This window comes from Burkholderia sp. 22PA0106, assembly GCF_047497155.1.
Taxonomy (GTDB): Bacteria; Pseudomonadota; Gammaproteobacteria; order Burkholderiales; family Burkholderiaceae; genus Burkholderia.
In genome coordinates this window covers 1,058,312-1,074,096 of sequence record NZ_CP163163.1, presented here as the reverse complement: position 1 = coordinate 1,074,096, position 15,785 = coordinate 1,058,312, and the positions used below count along the sequence as shown (strand labels likewise).

Sequence of the window (15,785 nt, the reverse complement as noted above, 5' to 3'; positions counted from 1 at the left end):
CCGTGAAAAAGACTTGGCTGATTACCGGCTGCTCCAGTGGTTTGGGTCAACATCTCGCCCAGGCTATCGCGTCGCGAGGCGACCAACTGGTGGCCACCGCCCGCGACCCCGAAACGCTGCGAACCTTGGCGCAGCAGTTTCCGGACACGGTGCGGGTGTGTGCGCTGGACGTGACACGACCGGAGGAGGCTCGGGCTGCCGTGGCGCTGGCGGCGCAAGCCTTCGGTGGGCTGGACGTACTGGTCAACAATGCGGGCTACGGCTTGTTCGGCGCGATCGAGGAAGCGGTCGCCGACGAGTACCGACCGATGTTTGATGTCAACGTGTTCGGGCTGATCGAAGTGACCCGTGCGGCATTGCCGATGCTGCGTCAGCGGCGCGGTGGGCGCATCGTCAATTTGTCTTCGACGGCGGGGATCTCGGGGGCGGCCGGCTCGGGCTATTACGCCGCCACCAAGTTCGCCGTCGAGGGCCTGTCCGAAGCGCTGGATCAGGAAGTACGGCCCTTCGGCCTGCGCGTCGTCATCGTCGAGCCCGGCCCATTCCGCACGGCCTTCCTGGGGCGCTCGATCACGCTGGCGAAACACCGGATCGGCGACTACGACCAAACTTCAGGCCAGCGGCGCGCCTACCGCGACAGTAACGATGGCAGGCAAGCCGGCGATCCGGCCAAGGCGATCGATGTCATTCTGCGAGCCGTCGATAGCGACGCTCCGCCGTTGCACCTGCCCTTGGGGCCGGTCGCCTACAGCGTCGTCGATCGCAAACTGGCGGCGTTCCGTGAGGACACCGATGCATGGCGTCGGATCGCCATTGCCACCGACTTCGGTTGAAACCGGGCGAGCACCGTGTTGGTGGCGTACAGGGACGCTTCGATTTCATCCGGGTTTCGATGCCCCCGTTGCATCCAAACGTGCCAAGGCATTCCGGCAAGGGCTCGCCGAAGCAGCATCGGCGCCACGCAACGCCGCTCGGAGTATGATCGCGCGGTCGCGCATGCCGAACGGCCGCGCCATCTTCACAAGCTTCCACATGTCGCCAATCTCCATCGCAGACCTGGGCTCGCGCATATGTATCATGGGGCCGTCGAACAGTGGCAAATCAACGTTGGCCAGCGCCATCGGCCGCTCGTTTGCACTGCCCGTCATCCATCTCGACCAGCTTTTTCATCAGCCTGATACCCATTGGCAACCCCGCCCGCAACGGGAGTTCATCGCTCTGCATGATCGGGCCATTGCTGAGGATAACTGGGTAATGGAAGGCAACTACTCGGTGTGTCTTCCTCAGCGATTGCAACGCGCAACGGGATTCATCCTCATCGACACGCCGACCGCGATCAGCCTGCTCCGATATCTGCGGAGAACCTTGTTCGAACGAGATCGCCCCGGAGCGCTTGCAGGGGCCGAAGACAAGCTGCGATGGGAAATGGTTCGCCACATTGCCGTCACCACTCGCGCCAATCGAGCGCGCTACGCGGCGATGTTCGACGATATCGGCTTGCCGAAAGTGCGCATGACATCCGCGCATGCCGTGCGAACGTTTTGTCGTGAATCCGGCGTGACCTTGTTTAGAAAATAGCGAATGTGACCTGAGGCGAATCGTGTAGCCAAACGGTCAGTGAGTTCTCTTATCCTATCGACCAAGGAGAACTCGATGAAGAAGCGCCACACCGACGAACAGATCATCCGCATCCTGCGGGAAGCCGAGAGCCACGAGGAACCGGTGAAAGATCTGTGCAAGCGGCACAACATCACGGAGCAGACGTTTTACCGCTGGCGGAACAAATTCGGCGGCATGGACGTGCCCGAGGCCCGTCGACTCAAAGAGCTCGAATCCGAGAACGATCGCCTCAAGCGATTGATCGCCGAACAACTGTTGGTGATCGATGGTTTGAAGGAATTCAGCCGAAAAAAATGACGACCCCGACGGGCCGGCGCGAAGCGCTGGAAGTCCTGACCCTACGGGGGCTGTCGCAACGCAAGGCATGTCGTTACCTGGGATTGAGCCGCCGGGTGCCAGCCTACAAACCCAAACAGCCGGCGAAGGATCGTCGCCTGGGTGAGCAACTCATTACGGTCTCTCAGGTGGTGCCGCGCTTTGGATATCGCCGTATTGCGGCTTGGCTGTCGTTGAGCGAGTCGCGCGTCCGCCGAATGTGGAAGGCCTTGAAGCTGAACATCCCGAGGCGTCGTCCGCGCAGACGGCGCTGTGGCAGCGATATTCGCTTACCCGGCGCGACCCGGCCCAATTCGGTCTGGAGCTACGACTTCGTTCACGACCAGTTGGTGGACGGACGCGTCTTGAAAATGCCGTGCGTGATCGACGAATACACACGGGAATGCCTGGCGATCGAGGTCGGCGCAAGCTTGCGTTCGCAAGACGTGATTCTGGTGCTGTCCAGGTTGATGCGACTCTATGGAAAGCCAATGTATGTTCGATCGGATAACGGCGCGGAATTCACCGCTGCTCGCGTCATGCGGTGGCTGCGTGATGCAAGTGTCGGCCCTGCATTTATCGCTCCGGGCAACCCTTGGCAGAACGGATTCGTCGAGAGCTTCAACGGCAAACTTCGCGACGAGTTGCTGAACCGCGAATGGTTTCGCAGCCGAGCTGAGGCCAAGGTGCTGATAGAGCAATGGCGCCAGTTTTACAACGAAAGGCGTCCGCCCAGCGCGCATCGCTACCAACCTCCTGCTACGGTCCGTCGAGCGTGGCTGGAATCCGATAACATCGACACTCGACTCACTGCTTGAGTGGCTACAAAATTCCGCCGCAGGTCATACTCGGAGCGCGACGGCGCTGTACGCCAGATACCACCAACGTCACCAGGCGCATGCCGCTGTTTGATACGGCGACCGATACTGAATCTGCGCACAAAGCTGACGATAGCGACGGTGCTGCGGCTACTGAAGCCGCTCTATTGAGTGCACTGGAAGGACTGCGAACCATTTCCTTCGCGGCGCTTACAGCCATTGCCCAATATCATAGGAATAGCCCAGTGTTTGAGCGATCGGACATTTGACCGGATTCATCCGTTTCGTTCCTGGCCACGTCAGACGACAGCTCGCCCGCCACGCCTTGTTCCGCAGCCCCCAGATACCGTTGCCGCATTTCTTTAGAGGAATCACGAAGCAGCAAACGCGATCCAACCTCCACAATCGAAGTAATCGCCGGCAACAATTCCTGTCCGAGCGACGTCAGCTCGTACTCGACAGAGGGCGGAGATGTCGCCATCACATTCCTGCGGATCACGCCTCGTCCTTCCAGATCTCGCAATCTGCCACTGAGCACCTTTGCAGTGATCGTAGGATTGTCGCGCTGCAATTCCGAGAACCGACGCGGCCCTCGACTCACACACCAAATTAGTTCGGGCGTCCAAACCCCACTCAACAAGGCCATGCATTTCGACATCGGGCAACCAGGCAACACCTCGACTCTCTTCCGCAACCTCAAGCTCATCATCAGTCTCCCAGACAGTTTCCAATTGGGTACTTGTAAATGATCATAACCAACGGGTAGATGGTTTCCAAGAGATATTTCCAACCCTACACTAGATGCAAGTCCATCACTCAATTAGGGAGAATGTCCATGTACGCAATCACCGGAGCATCCGGGCAGCTCGGCCGCCTTGTGATCGAGGCGCTATTGAAAACTGTGCCGGCTGCGCAGATCGTTGCTGCAGTTCGAAGCCCTGCCAAGGCAAGCGATCTCGTCGAACGAGGCATTACGGTGCGTGAGGCTGACTACACCCGTCCCGACACACTCGCGACAGCCCTGGTCGGCGTAGACAAGCTTCTGTTGATCTCTTCGACGGAGGTCTCTGGCCGCCTTCCATTGCACCGGGCCGTCATCGATGCAGCTCAGCACTCCGAAATATCGTTGCTCGCGTACACGAGCATGCTGCATGCGGATGCCTCGCCTGCCCGGCTGGCCGTTGAACATCGGCTCACGGAGGAAGTCATTGCGGCCTCCGAAATTCCCGCCGTCATCCTCCGCAACGGTTGGTACATCGAAAATCATCTGATGTCCCTGCCTGCGGCGCTGGAACACGGCGCCTTTATTGGTGCAGCTAAAACGGGACGCTTCTCCTCAGCAGCGCGCTTGGACTATGCCGAAGCTGCGGCTGCGGCGCTTACGAACGACGCACTGGCCGGGAAGACCTACGAACTCGCTGGGGACTCCGCCTTCACCCTTGCCGAACTGGCATCTGAAGTCGCCCGGCAATCGGGTAAGGCGGTCAACTACAATGATCTGGCTGAAAACGACTATGCAAATATTTTGACAAACGTCGGGCTGCCGGCCGATCTCGCTGCGCTTTTAGCCGATGCGGATGCTGCAGCGTCCCGCGACGCTTTGTACGAGGACAGCGGCACGCTATCACGTCTAATCGGCCGTCCGACAACCTCCTTGGCGAACGCCGTCGCGGCAGCATTGAAGAATTGAAAATCGCCGCCGCGTCCGCAGGTGCTTATTAAGCGGAAGCGAAGGCACGGGTGAAGTGAGTGCAAGTGTCGTGTTTTGTGTGCCGACGGCACCTCGTCAGACCCTCGATCACAATTTCAACATAATTAATTTGGATACCGAAATGACAAGTAGTAGCTCGACGCGAGACGCGGCAAAGCTCACAATGCGCTCACATGATGGGTTGCTCTTGGCGGTTACCAAGGGGCTCGTTGCAGGCGCTCTTACCGGCGTTATCGTACTCGTACCGGTCTTAGTATTACAGTTGGCGCGAGGAGTGGGGCTGGTGCCCGAAATGCAGTTGGCCGGAAGCAGTCTGATGGGCTTGGCCGCCTATGCTGGCATCCAGGGCTTGATTCTAGGTACCTTGCTTCACTTTTTCGTGGCGATTGTTCCAGCTGTGGCTTACGCGCTCGTCGCTTGGCGATTGCCCATAGTAAATCAATGGGTGCTGGTGAGCGGACCGTTGCTTGGTGCCAGTGTGTTCTTTTTTATGGGTTTTGTCGTATTGCCGCTTAGTGCATTTGCGACCCCCGCGTCGGTCACGCCGATGCCATACATGCCCGCTCTACTAATTCACATGTTCGCGCTCGGCCTGCCTATTGGGCTGATTGTTCGGGGCCGTAAAGATTCACGCGCTTTGAATAAATCACGCTAATCACCAAATCTTAAATAAACTGGAGTAAAAATGAGAAAAAAAACGACTTCACGCTGTGGCTGCGACACTAGCATCGATCGCATTAATGGCCAACGCGCGAGCGGCAGAAGGCAACCCTGTAATGACCCAGCCAAACCTGCTCAGGTTAAGCGGCTAAAACAAACGCCTCGGCCGGGGTCTTCATCTTCAGCGATTGATGCGGTTGCCGGTGGTTGTAGAACTGAATCCAGTCGGCGATGGCTCGGCTCGCATGTTGTAGCGATTCGAAGCGTTGCCGGTGTACGCACTGCTCTTTCAGCGTCCTGATCACCCGCTCCACCATGCCGTTTTGCTGCGGGCAATGCGACGTGATGAACTCCTGCTTCAGGCCGTAATCGCGCACCAGCTTCATGTACGTTCGGCTCGTGAAAACCAGGCCGTTGTCGCTCCTCAACAGGAATGGCGTCGATACCCGACCCAGCGTGCCGAACCGGGCAATCAACGCGTGCTCCAGCGCGCTGGCCGCAGTCGTCGCCTTGCCGCTTCGAGACAGGTTCCAGCCCAGCAACTCGCGCGTGTAGCAATCGATGACCAAGGCCAAGGTTGCCCAGCCATCTCGTCCTGCCCAGACGCGGCACATGTCGGTCGACCAGCGCTCGTTTGGCTTGAGCGCAACCGATGGCATCGATTGCACGCGTGGCCGAAAGCCAACCGGCCGCTTGCGCAATTGCCAGCCCATCAACTGGAACACACGTTGCACCGTGTTCTTATTGAAGCCCAACAGGTGTGCCACGGTCCGATAGCCGAACGACGGTGACTCCTCGATCATCGCCTTGATCGGCTCCGAGAAACGCGCTTGCACGACCGGCTGTGCCTTGACTGGCCGGTAATACACGGTTCGGCGCGGCACATCGAACCACCTGCAGAGCTTGGAAATCGAAACGACTACGCCTTCTTCTTTCAGTCCCTGCTGGATCGTTTCGATCACTTCTCGTCCTCGCCCAGCAGGGACTGCAATTTTTTTCTGGCGCGCAACTCCAGCGTGGCTTCACCGTAGGCCTCCTGCAGCTCCTTGATCTGCCGCTCGTACTGCTCTTTGACGTCCAGCGGATTGGCGCGAAGCGCGTTCTCCATGCCTCGCTTGCTGTCGTCCACCCAGTTCTCGACCTCGGAGGGTGACAGGTCATAGGTTCGGCTGGCTTCGGCAACCGTCGTCTTGCCCTGAATGATGTCCATCACCAGTGCGCTCTTGCGCTTGGCCGTCCATCGTTTGATGTCTTCGTCCATCTTCATGCTCATCGTCTTTTCATCCATTAATGACGTGAGCAGGTTTTCACTGGGTCGGTACATGACCACCATCTTGCGAGGCTTCGGCAATTTCGAGCGCAACTGCCGTTGTTCCTCGCAATACAGTCGATACACCTGATTCCTGCCCAACTGCCAACCGTCGCGGCGCAGCAGCACGTGGACGCGCCGATAGCCATATCGCACCTCGCGTACCTGATCCGATTGCATGCCTGCGTACTGCTTTTCCAGCGATAAAACGTCTGCTCCGAAATACCGACCTGGCGGTTCAGATCCGCCACCGGCATCCCCAGTTCCGCCTGCTTCAGTACCGCCACAATCTGTTCGATCGAAAAACGCTTGCGTTTCATGGCAAACCGCCTCCTGGTTCAGGGTCAAGTTTGCGGCAAAACTCGCTCTCGGATTGGTTCAAGATTCCTAACGCAGGTCACCCTCATCTGCTCGGCGATCATGGCACCCAGCGAGGCGATGTTCCGCTCGATGCGCTCCGTCATCGGCATGCCCATGTTCAGCCGCAGGCAATGGTGCAGGCGACCGTCCATGCTGAATAGTTGCCCCGGTACGAATGCGATGTCCGCTTCCATCGCCCGCCTGAGCAGCTTCGTCGTGTCGAAGCCGCTCGGCATCTCCACCCACATCCAGTGTCCGCCCGCTATCTCGATACCGCGTGCCTCGATCGGGAAGTGCCGCCGCACCACCTCCTGGTACTGACGCGCGTAATCCGCCAGCGTGTGCCGCAGCCGCCGCAGATGCGGCTCGAACAAGCCGCTCGACATGAAGCTCGCCATCGTGTGCTGGAACAGGGCCGGCGGCCGCGCGATCAGTTCCAGCTTCTCCTGCAAGGCCGTCACCGCGAAGCCGATCGACATCCCGGGGCTGATCAGGTGCCCGAAGTCCGTCACGTAGTGCACCCGCCCGGTTCGATCGAAAGCCTTGAACGGCAGCGGCCGGCTCTTGCCGAAATACAGGTCGCCGCATCGATCGTCCTCGATCAGCGGCACTTGGTGTTTCTCCAGCAACTCCACCGTGCGTCGCTTCGCGTCATCGCTCATCAGGTAGCCGGTCGGGTGCGGGAAGTTCGCCGACAGCACGCAGGCCGCCAACTTCTCGCGGCTCAGCGCGAAATCCAGCGTATCGATCGACAAGCCATGCTGCGGATGCGCCGGGATCTCCAGCACCTTCAGACCCAGCGCATCCAGTTCCTCCAGCAGCCGAAGCTCGCACGGCGACGCGACACCGACCATATCGCCCGGTCGCGTCAGCAGGCGCAGCAGGAAACGGCGGCACTCGTCGCCGCCCAGCGTGATCGTCACGTCCTCGGCCGACCAGTCGCATCCCATGACCCGCCCGCGACGCGCCAGCAACGTCTCGAGCGTGGTGTCGCCGGTCCGGTAGCCGGTCGTGAACAGTTCCGGGTTGCGGCGCGCCAGGTCGGTCATGATGCGCTGCAGGGGCACCACCGGATACAACTCCGGATTCAGCTTGGCGAACAGCAGAGGCTGGTCGCGGTCGAGGTGCCGGTCGAGCTTCTGCAGCAGCGCCCGCCTGGCCGACAGGTTCGCCTCCGGCACCAGCTCGCGAGGCGACTGCCGCGCGCGGCCGGTTGCATGCGGGGTGTCGCAGATGTAGAAACCCGAACGCCGCCGCGCCACGATCATGCCGGCATCCTCCAGCAGATACAGCGCATGCGTGACCGTGGCACTGCTGGCCTGGAACCGCTTGCATAAAGCGCGGATCGAAGGCAACTTGTCCCCGGGCTGGAAGATGCCCGAGCCAATCTCGTCTCGCATCTGGCTGGCAATTTCGCCGTAGCGAGTAGTTCGATCCCACATACTGACCTCTGTTTTTTAAAACGCTGTCGACGTCGTCGTTTATCTATCGTTATCAAGCCTGCCAATGCGGCGGCCTCACCACTGTTTGCGTGGCTTCATTTCCCTTGTGAAGTCAATTCCCGGCATTGCATTGCTCCGTCGTTGGCGACGAAGGCACGACAATGGCGCGATGGCGAGAGGCGTTACCGCCGCGGCTTCGGATACCGGAGAATTCATCCTCGCGCGGCATGAGCCCCGCTCATCGCGGCGACCCAATCGTCATGCGGCAATCCCTCCGCGCGCGTATACATCGGCATTCATTCACTAAACACGGCACATGCCGGCATGCTGTGCGGGATATGGCTCGGCGGGGACAATCCTCAGACTTTCGCGCACGCGAGACGCTCTGCGCGAAGCGTGAGATCGTGCCATGGACCATCTTGAGTCAACGTTTTCGAACCGCCCGACGTTGACGAAAATTTCACAATCAAATGGATTTATTTCGTAGTCCGACATGATACTCATCGCTATCTTCACTAGCTCGCCGGCTAGTGAGAATTCTGCGACGAACTTGAGGAAGGAAATGATTGCGGAAAAGCCAGCCGCGCGTCCTGATTCAGAATGAATCACCGCACAAAGCGAACAGAAATATTATTTTTCCTCAAGAAGGCCTGACCCATATATCAGATGATTTCTTGATATGAATTGGCCGATGTCGACAAGCGTGCACTCACGGCCGGGCATCGTCGGCCATATCGTGAAAGACGAGGGCGCACCGAAGCTCGTGTGATGACACGACGTCCTGCCTATCGCCAGACCATCTTCCCGCTCGACACCTGATCCCACCACCAAGCGATCGAGGCAATGTCCGGGGCAGGCCGCCCGATCCGCGCGTCCGCGTCGGCCGGATACGGTGTGCGATCCAGGATGCTGATCGGTCGCCACGGTGACTCACAGTGACGCGACATCTCGTGCGTCCATTCGAGATTGCCCGCGATCATGTGATCCAATTGGCGCAGATGACGCAGCAGGCCCAGGCGCGAAAGCCGCTGGAGGCTGCGCCGCCCCATGGCCGCGACGCGCGGATGCATGCGCGACGGCTGCGGACAATAGATCAGGATTCGGGGGACGACAGCATCGATTCACTCACATCAGGCTCGTGGGCCGAACCGGCCAGGCTGGCCGGCAAGCCGACGACGATGAGCCGCCGGAACATACGGTCTCGCCGCGGGCTAGACCAGCCTCGGCACGCTGGCCCACAGCACCAGCGCCTCGCTCGATTCCTGGTTGAGCCATCCGTGCGATTGCGTAAACCGGAAATGCAGGCTGTCTCCGGCATGCAGGTCAAAGTCATCCTGATCGAGAACCAGCGATATCTTCCCCGATACAACGAACAGCAAGGCCTCGCCGGTCACGATCGGAAGCTGGCCGAGCGTCGGCGAAGGCGGCAACCGCACCAGCATGACTTCGAGCCCGCGAGCATTCAAATCCCGCGTGAGCTGCGCGAACAGATGGGCGGCTTCGGCCACATCTTCGACGCCGTGCCGCCCGCCAGGCTGCTGCTCAAGGCGCCAGACACCTCGAGCCTCAACGGCTACAGCGCCTACGCCACGCTCGCGAGCGGCTCGGCGCTCGCCCTGTTCCTGTATCCGCATTCGATCACGGCCGTGCAGTCGTCGAAGTCCGCCAACACCCTGCGCCGCACCATGGCGTGCTGCCCGCCTACTCCTTCGTGCTCGGCCTGCTCGCGCTGCTCGGCTTCATGGCGCTCGCCTCCGGCGTGAAGGACATGCCGGAGGCGAGCGCCGTACTTCAAGACCTTCGGCGCGAGCTTCGCGGTACCCGCGCTGTTCCTGCACTTCTTCCCGTCGTGGTTAGCCCGCGTGGCGTTCGCGGCGATCGGCGTCGGCGCGCTGGTGCCGGCGGCGATCATGTCGATCGCCGCCGCCAACCTTTACACGCGCAACATCCACAAGGCCTTCTTCAACGAAGGCATCGGCCAGGAGCAGGAAAACCGGGTCGCCAAGCGGGTCTCGCTGGTCATGAAGATCGGCGCGCTCGCCTTCATCATCGGCCAGCCGCTCACCTACGCCATCCAGCTGCAGTTGCTGGGCGGCATCTGGATCATCCAGACCCTGCCCGCGATCGTGCTGGGCCTGTATGCGCGACGGATCGATCATCGCGGCCTGCTGGCCGGCTGGGCGGCCGGCATCGCCACCGGTACCTGGATGGCATGGTCGGGAATGCGTGACGGCCGCCCTCGGGCGGCCGCGCTCCAGGCAAATGGCGGACGCGGGCCACGCGCCCGCGTACCGCCATCGTGGCATCAAAGCGACTTCAGGAAGCTCAGCAAGGCATCGCGATCCGACGCGGACAGCGCCGCGAAGCCCTGGCGCGCATGCGCGGCCTCGCCGTCGTGCCACATCACGGCCTCGGTCAGCGTGCGGGCGCGGCCGTCGTGCAGGTAGCCGGCATTGCCCTGCTTGCCCATCACCAGATCGGTATAACCGATGCCCCATAGCGGCTGCGTCCGCCACATGGTGCCGCTGGCCAGGCCCTCGGCGTAGCTGTCGGCGAGCCCCGGCCCCATGTCGTGCAGCAGCAGGTCGGTGTAGGGCCGGATGGTCTGGTCGCGCAGCTCCTGGAACTCGTCGCCGGACCCCGTCTTCATCTCGGCGGTATGGCAGCTCACGCAGCGCAGCGAACGGAACACCGCGGCGCCGGCCGCCACCTTGGCCTGGTCGACATCGAGATACGGCAGCGGCGCCACGCCCTTCGGAAAGCCACTCGGCACGCTGCGCTGCGCCGGCACAGCAACCAGCGCCAGGTAGCGCGAGATCGACAGCAGGTCGCCGTCGGCCAGGCCCTTGGCGGCACTGCCGGACTTGCATGTCGCGGGGCCGTTCAGGCAGTCGAGGCTCGGGTACACCGAGCTGGTCACCGACATATCCTCCAGCAGCGCCGACGCCGCCTGGTGACGCAGGCTGAACTTCGATGCCTTCCAGCCGAAGCGGCCCAGGCGCACCACGCCCGTGTCCGGGTCGAACACGAAGTTCGCGGTGCCCTTCACGCCGTCCGCGTCGGGCACGGTGCGAACCCGCGCGAGGATGTCGGCCTCGGGAATCGCCTCGAGCAGGCCCATGCCAATGATCGGCTGGGCCGCGCGCAGCGAGACCACCTGCGGCGTCGGGCCGTCGAACGCCAGCTTCGGCTTGCGCAACTGCACCGGCGTGCCGTCCGCCAGATACACCGTGCGGGTATCGAATCCCGCGACGCGCACGCTGTGGCCCAGGTCCACCGGCGTGCCCTTCGGTCCGTTGCCGCTCATGCGCACCGTCAGGCCGTAGTACGGGTCCGGCACCTGCTGCCCGCTCGCATCGACCATCGCCGCGCGTATGCCCATCTGGTCCAGGCGCTGGTTCGGCGTCCAGGGCGCCGGGCTGCGCCCGTTGTTGACGTGGCAGGCGAAGCACGACGATTGATTGAAGCTGCCGCCCTGCAAGCCGATCACGGCCGTGTCGACGTCGTTGCCCGGCTCGTTGTGCTGGCCGGTGGTCATATTGCTGTGCAGGAGACGCCGCCCTTCGGTGAAGCGCTGCATGTCCTGCATGCCGACGTCGGACTGCGCCTGCTGGAAGATGAATTCGCTGCCGTCGCTATAGTCGTAGGACACCGAACCGGTCCCTCCCTGCAACGTTTCCGGCGGCAGGGGCGCGTTGTTCAGGCGCGGCTGGACGCCGTACCAGGGCCGCAGGCCAGTTCCCACCACGTAGGTCAGCTCGGTGGTGTAGTAGTGGAAGTCGCCGTTGTCGCCCACCGCCTGCATCGCCTCGGGCGTCGAGAAGAAGGCCTGGGTCACCTCCACCACGTCGCCCGGCTTGAGCGGCCGGGACGGGATGTTGGTGCCGGCCACCGGGATACCGGTCACGCCGTTCGTCACGGCGTAGTCGTAGAACTGCGTGGCGCCGCGCACGGTCTTGCTCGGCACAAGCACGCCGTTGGCATCGAAGCTGAGCGCGTCGTGACCGGGGAAGGCATCGACCGTCGCGCTGCAACCGTCGTTGAGCACCGTATCGGGATGCAGCAGCGCACCGTTGGGCGGCCGCGGCACCACCGGGCAGTTGGCGGCGTTCACGCCATACAGAGAGGCATCCTTGAGCTTGCCCGGCGACATCCAGCCGAAGCCCGTCACGGTCGGCGCGTCGAAGCGATGGAAGAACGACCGGCCGCCGGCCCGCTGCGCTTCCTGGAAGTAGTTGTTGATGCGCAGGGTCGGACGTAGCACGCCGGCCACGCGGCTGTTGTCGATGATCTCCACGCCCCAGGTGCGGTTCTTGAAGTAGTTCTTGACGAAGTTCAGGTAGTTGCCGGGACCCTTGTCGACCGGATTGCCCTTGGCGTCGACCGTCTCGTTCACGCCGTAACCGATCTCGGCCCACCCCTCGCCGCGCTCGCGTGCATGACGATGCCGGCCCACCAGGCCGAAGCGCGTGACCAGGGTGCCGTCGGGCAGGCTGAACTGCGTGGTTTCGAGCGGCGGCTGGGAATCGGGCCACAAGGGCACCATGCCGGTGCCATCGGTCGGAAACTTCAGCGGCGAAGTGGCCTGCGGCGACAGCGGCACGGCGGGTCCCGCCGGCGGCGATATCGCCTGCGCCATCACATGCGCGGCCGGCAAAGCCGGCTCGGGATCGGCGACCAGGTCGACGCCGGGCGAGGAGCTATCGGCGGAGGCCGCCAGCGTGCTCGCGCCGCCGGCAGCCGAACCGCCGCCGTCGTCGGCGCCGCACGCGCTCAGTGATGCGATCGCGACCAGCAGGCCCAGCCAGCCGGTGGTCGCGCGCAGCCGCGGTACGGCGGCATCGGGGAAATGCAGTTTCATCTCGTATCCCTCCCTCGAGGTATCGATAAGACGCGGTGGAGGTCCCGGCATCACGAGAGGGGAGACACGACATGAAGCAAGCCGATGCGCCCCCGCGCGCGTGCAGGACGTTGTTTAATGCCTGCGATCGTTGCAGCCGCCACATCCATCGGAATGCAATCGAAGGCTCCGCATCATCGGCACCGCAAAAGGCCGGCGCCAGGGGCGGAACGGACGATCCCGATCGATACAGCATAGGCAGGCGCCGGGCTGTTTTCCTGCTGTTATCGGTACAGCGCGAGGGTCGCGGCCTTCTTGCCGGCGGGCGGGCATCCGCTCGAAGCCAGGCGGCGAATCCCGGACGATACGCCGTGCCCGCGAGGCACCTGCCGGTTCGCCTTCACGGGCAGGCCGCGTCGAGCACTCGCCGGACGGCGAGCACTCGGAACAACCAGTCGATGCGCAGGCAACGAGATATCGGCGATGCGCGCCGACCGATCAGCCTGTCGTGGTCGAGACCACAACACCCATGGCCGGATCGCAGTAACTGTCCTTGCCGGTCTCCAGACGACCCGCGAAGCCGCGCGCGAACTTGCCGTCGGCGCTCGCGAGCGTGAAGTCGTACCAGCCATGGCTGGCATCCAGCGACCACGACCACTCGGCCTGCTGGCCCGGCGCCACGGTCCCGCTCCAGGGTCCGTCGCCACGATAGGCCTGGGCAGTGATCGCGAACCCGGCCGCCTCGGTGCCGGTGTTGGTGACCGTCAGTTGCAGCTGGTTGTTGGCGTGGTCGTAGCAGACCCGGACCTCGGGATTGGCGCCCTGCGTCACCGCCTGGACGTTACCGTCGAAGTGCCGATTGAAACCGTTGGGGCCGAGCACCCACAGGCTGTATTCGCGCGAGGGCGTGTTGGCCGCCGCGTTCCATGCATCCGACAGTTGCTTGCCCGCCTCGACCGTGTAGCGTCGCGGAGGCGTCGTCAGGTTCAGCTTGTCGTAGACATGGAAAACCGCGGCCTGGGTGCCGGTGTTCGACAATTCGAGCGTCACCACGCCGCCGGTCGGATCGACCACCGCGCTGGTGTGCAGGTTGTACGGCAGGGCGCGCGACGGCACCAGCCCCGCCAGCGGCTGCACGGGCAAGGGCACCGAGCCGAGCGCGGGCACCGGCACCTGGGCCGCGACGCGCTGCTGTTTGTACACGGCATCGGCCGCCGCGCGCGTCGGCGCCGCGACCAGCGTCGGCAGCGTCGCGTTCGGCGAGGCGAAATTGAAGCACGAGGTCATGTCGCCCATCACCGCCTGCCGCCACGGCGTGATGTTCGACGGCGCGACGCCGAACACCCGGTTGATGAACTGCAACGGCGAGGTGTGATCGAAGACCTGGGAATTTACCCAGCCGCCGACGCTCCATGGCGACACCACCAGCATCGGCACGCGCATCCCGGCTCCGACCACGTTGCCGTCCGGGCCGAACGGCGAGGTCTCACCGGGGAACGAGCCCATGGTCAGGTATTCGCCGTCGGTGGAGACGGTGGAGCCGCCGTGGTATCCGCCCGTGCCGGCGTCCGGCGACGGCGGACACGGCGGCGGCATGTGATCGAAGAAGCAATCGTTCTCGTCGTAATTGATCAGCAGTACCGTCTGGCTCCAGACCTCGGGGTTGGCGGTCAGTACGTCCAGCAGTTGCTCGACATACCACTCGCCCTGCGGCGCCGCGGACACCGCCGGATGCTCCTGGTAAGGCTCGGGCGCGATCACCCAGCTCACTTGCGGCAGCGTGCCTGCCGCGATGTCCGCCGCCATGTCGGCCAGGAATCCTTGATCGGTCGACATCGTGTTGCCGTAGCCCTTGTAGAGCGGCGACAGCGCCTCCAGCGCCGACGAATATTGCGCCACCGGCGAGCCTTGCGCGGCGAGATCGGCATTGGCCTGCCGATAGGCGCGGAAGGCGGCGTTCAGGCTGCCGCCGGTCGTGTTCTTGCCGTACTCGTACACCTTCCAGCTAACGCCGGCGGCCTGCAGACTCTCGGCATAGGTGGTCCATGTCAGGCCTTGCTCGGGCGTGCCGCCCGTCAAGGTCCAGAAAGTCTCGGTCGCGATCACCGCTCCCTGCCCCAGGCTCACGCCATTGCTGCCGCTCTGCCAGAACAGGCGGTTCGGATAGGTGGGCCCGAGCACCGAGCAGTGGTAGGCGTCGCAGATCGTGAAGGCGCCGGCCAGGGCCCGGTAGTACGGCAGCTCGCCGGCATCGAGATAGCCCATCGAGGCATCGTTCTTCTTCGCCTGGGGCCAGGCCGACATGAGGCCGGCGTTCCAGGCCGCATGCATGCTCTGCCAGCTGTGATCGCCGCCGACGACATAGGCATCGCCGAGGCTGGGGTCGAGGTGATACGGCTGCACCGGCTTGCCGCCGACGCCGGTCTGAGTCCAGATGCTGCCGTTCGCGGTGGGAATCGTGAAGCGGTCGCTGAAACCGCGCACGCCCGGCATGGTGCCGTAGTAATGATCGAAGCTGCGGTTCTCCTGCATGATCATCACGATGTGCTTGACGTCGGCCAGGGTCCCGGTTGCGTTGTTCGCCGGAATCGCGAGCGCGCGCCGGATCGAGGCCGGCAGCGCGCCGAGCGCCGCGCCGGCGCCGATGGCCTTGAGGAAGTGACGACGATTGAACTGGGTCATGGTGGCTGCGATAAAAGAGGAAACGCCG

The 15,785-nt window shown here is 62.8% G+C and carries 14 protein-coding genes and 3 pseudogenes; 6 read left to right on the top strand and 11 right to left on the bottom strand.

Translation table 11 applies throughout. The features are described from left to right. Positions 1-2: 2 nt before the first annotated feature. A complete protein-coding gene (locus tag AB4850_RS19735; protein WP_414444684.1) occupies positions 3-833 on the top strand; it encodes an oxidoreductase in 831 nt (276 codons plus the stop codon). A 45-nt stretch (positions 834-878) separates the two neighbouring features. Here the strand turns inward: AB4850_RS19735 and AB4850_RS19730 are convergent, their stop codons facing one another. Beyond that, positions 879-1,121 carry a hypothetical protein gene (locus tag AB4850_RS19730; protein ID WP_414444683.1) on the bottom strand — a complete coding sequence of 81 codons (243 nt, stop codon included), beginning with the start codon at positions 1,119-1,121 and terminating at the stop codon, positions 879-881. On the opposite strand from AB4850_RS19730, the gene AB4850_RS19725 reads away from it, so the two are divergent. Both AB4850_RS19725 and AB4850_RS19720 read left to right on the top strand, forming a co-directional pair. Then, positions 1,108-1,578: an AAA family ATPase gene (locus AB4850_RS19725; RefSeq protein ID WP_414444682.1), complete on the top strand. Its 471-nt coding sequence runs from the start codon at positions 1,108-1,110 to the stop codon at positions 1,576-1,578. The genes AB4850_RS19730 and AB4850_RS19725 overlap by 14 nt on opposite strands. 75 nt (positions 1,579-1,653) lie before the next feature. Then, positions 1,654-2,753 (top strand): IS3 family transposase gene (locus tag AB4850_RS19720; RefSeq protein ID WP_414444681.1). Its coding sequence is split into 2 segments (ribosomal slippage): positions 1,654-1,906 and positions 1,906-2,753, totalling 1,101 coding nucleotides; the frame shifts between segments, so codons are not numbered across the junction. A gap of 229 nt (positions 2,754-2,982) precedes the next feature. Here the strand turns inward: AB4850_RS19720 and AB4850_RS19715 are convergent. Further along, a complete protein-coding gene (locus AB4850_RS19715) occupies positions 2,983-3,399 on the bottom strand; it encodes a winged helix-turn-helix transcriptional regulator (RefSeq protein WP_414444680.1) in 417 nt (138 codons plus the stop codon). 189 nt (positions 3,400-3,588) lie between these two features. Between AB4850_RS19715 and AB4850_RS19710 the strand changes: the two genes are divergently transcribed. Then, positions 3,589-4,443, top strand: a complete 855-nt coding sequence (locus tag AB4850_RS19710) for an NAD(P)H-binding protein (protein ID WP_414444679.1) — start codon at positions 3,589-3,591, stop codon at positions 4,441-4,443. 313 nt (positions 4,444-4,756) lie between these two features. Beyond that, positions 4,757-5,119: a hypothetical protein gene (locus AB4850_RS19705; protein ID WP_414445560.1), complete on the top strand. Its 363-nt coding sequence runs from the start codon at positions 4,757-4,759 to the stop codon at positions 5,117-5,119. A 145-nt stretch (positions 5,120-5,264) separates the two neighbouring features. On the opposite strand, the gene AB4850_RS19700 is transcribed toward AB4850_RS19705, so the two are convergent. From AB4850_RS19700 to AB4850_RS19670, 7 genes and pseudogenes are all read right to left on the bottom strand, one after another. After that, positions 5,265-6,086, bottom strand: coding sequence for an IS3 family transposase (locus AB4850_RS19700; RefSeq protein WP_414444678.1), 822 nt, complete (start codon positions 6,084-6,086; stop codon positions 5,265-5,267). Then, positions 6,083-6,397, bottom strand: a complete 315-nt coding sequence (locus AB4850_RS19695; RefSeq protein WP_414445559.1) for a transposase — start codon at positions 6,395-6,397, stop codon at positions 6,083-6,085. Before AB4850_RS19695 ends, AB4850_RS19700 begins: the two co-directional genes overlap by 4 nt. A gap of 63 nt (positions 6,398-6,460) precedes the next feature. Then, positions 6,461-6,589: pseudogene (locus tag AB4850_RS19690) on the bottom strand (IS3 family transposase); the annotation flags it as partial. A gap of 35 nt (positions 6,590-6,624) precedes the next feature. After that, positions 6,625-6,753 (bottom strand): annotated as a pseudogene (locus AB4850_RS19685) (transposase); the annotation flags it as partial. Positions 6,754-6,777: 24 nt separating this feature from the next. Next, positions 6,778-8,235, bottom strand: coding sequence for a PLP-dependent aminotransferase family protein (locus AB4850_RS19680; protein ID WP_414444677.1), 1,458 nt, complete (start codon positions 8,233-8,235; stop codon positions 6,778-6,780). A gap of 785 nt (positions 8,236-9,020) precedes the next feature. Continuing rightward, positions 9,021-9,305 carry a hypothetical protein gene (locus AB4850_RS19675; protein ID WP_414444676.1) on the bottom strand — a complete coding sequence of 95 codons (285 nt, stop codon included), beginning with the start codon at positions 9,303-9,305 and terminating at the stop codon, positions 9,021-9,023. A gap of 141 nt (positions 9,306-9,446) precedes the next feature. Then, positions 9,447-9,677, bottom strand: a complete 231-nt coding sequence (locus AB4850_RS19670) for a cupin domain-containing protein (protein WP_414444675.1) — start codon at positions 9,675-9,677, stop codon at positions 9,447-9,449. 12 nt (positions 9,678-9,689) lie between these two features. On the opposite strand from AB4850_RS19670, the pseudogene AB4850_RS19665 reads away from it, so the two are divergent. Beyond that, positions 9,690-10,454 (top strand): annotated as a pseudogene (locus AB4850_RS19665) (sodium:solute symporter); the annotation flags it as partial. A gap of 86 nt (positions 10,455-10,540) precedes the next feature. Here the strand turns inward: AB4850_RS19665 and AB4850_RS19660 are convergent. Together AB4850_RS19660 and AB4850_RS19655 are read right to left on the bottom strand one after the other, a co-directional pair. Beyond that, the gene (locus AB4850_RS19660; RefSeq protein ID WP_414444674.1) at positions 10,541-13,096 is read right to left on the bottom strand and encodes a di-heme oxidoredictase family protein; all 2,556 of its coding nucleotides are present in this window, start codon (positions 13,094-13,096) and stop codon (positions 10,541-10,543) included. A 477-nt stretch (positions 13,097-13,573) separates the two neighbouring features. Next, positions 13,574-15,757 (bottom strand): phosphocholine-specific phospholipase C, encoded by a 2,184-nt coding sequence (locus tag AB4850_RS19655; RefSeq protein WP_414444673.1) that lies wholly within the window; start codon positions 15,755-15,757, stop codon positions 13,574-13,576. Positions 15,758-15,785: the final 28 nt, after the last annotated feature.

Coding starts and splice junctions, on each gene's coding strand:
- AB4850_RS19660 (WP_414444674.1), bottom strand. CDS start 13,096: ATGAAACTGCATTTCCCCGATGCCGCCGTACCGCGGCTGCGCGCGACC.
- AB4850_RS19695 (WP_414445559.1), bottom strand. CDS start 6,397: ATGAGCATGAAGATGGACGAAGACATCAAACGATGGACGGCCAAGCGC.
- AB4850_RS19675 (WP_414444676.1), bottom strand. CDS start 9,305: ATGCATCCGCGCGTCGCGGCCATGGGGCGGCGCAGCCTCCAGCGGCTT.
- AB4850_RS19705 (WP_414445560.1), top strand. CDS start 4,757: ATGCAGTTGGCCGGAAGCAGTCTGATGGGCTTGGCCGCCTATGCTGGC.
- AB4850_RS19710 (WP_414444679.1), top strand. CDS start 3,589: ATGTACGCAATCACCGGAGCATCCGGGCAGCTCGGCCGCCTTGTGATC.
- AB4850_RS19680 (WP_414444677.1), bottom strand. CDS start 8,235: ATGTGGGATCGAACTACTCGCTACGGCGAAATTGCCAGCCAGATGCGA.
- AB4850_RS19730 (WP_414444683.1), bottom strand. CDS start 1,121: ATGGCGCTGGCCAACGTTGATTTGCCACTGTTCGACGGCCCCATGATA.
- AB4850_RS19670 (WP_414444675.1), bottom strand. CDS start 9,677: ATGCTGGTGCGGTTGCCGCCTTCGCCGACGCTCGGCCAGCTTCCGATC.
- AB4850_RS19715 (WP_414444680.1), bottom strand. CDS start 3,399: ATGGCCTTGTTGAGTGGGGTTTGGACGCCCGAACTAATTTGGTGTGTG.
- AB4850_RS19655 (WP_414444673.1), bottom strand. CDS start 15,757: ATGACCCAGTTCAATCGTCGTCACTTCCTCAAGGCCATCGGCGCCGGC.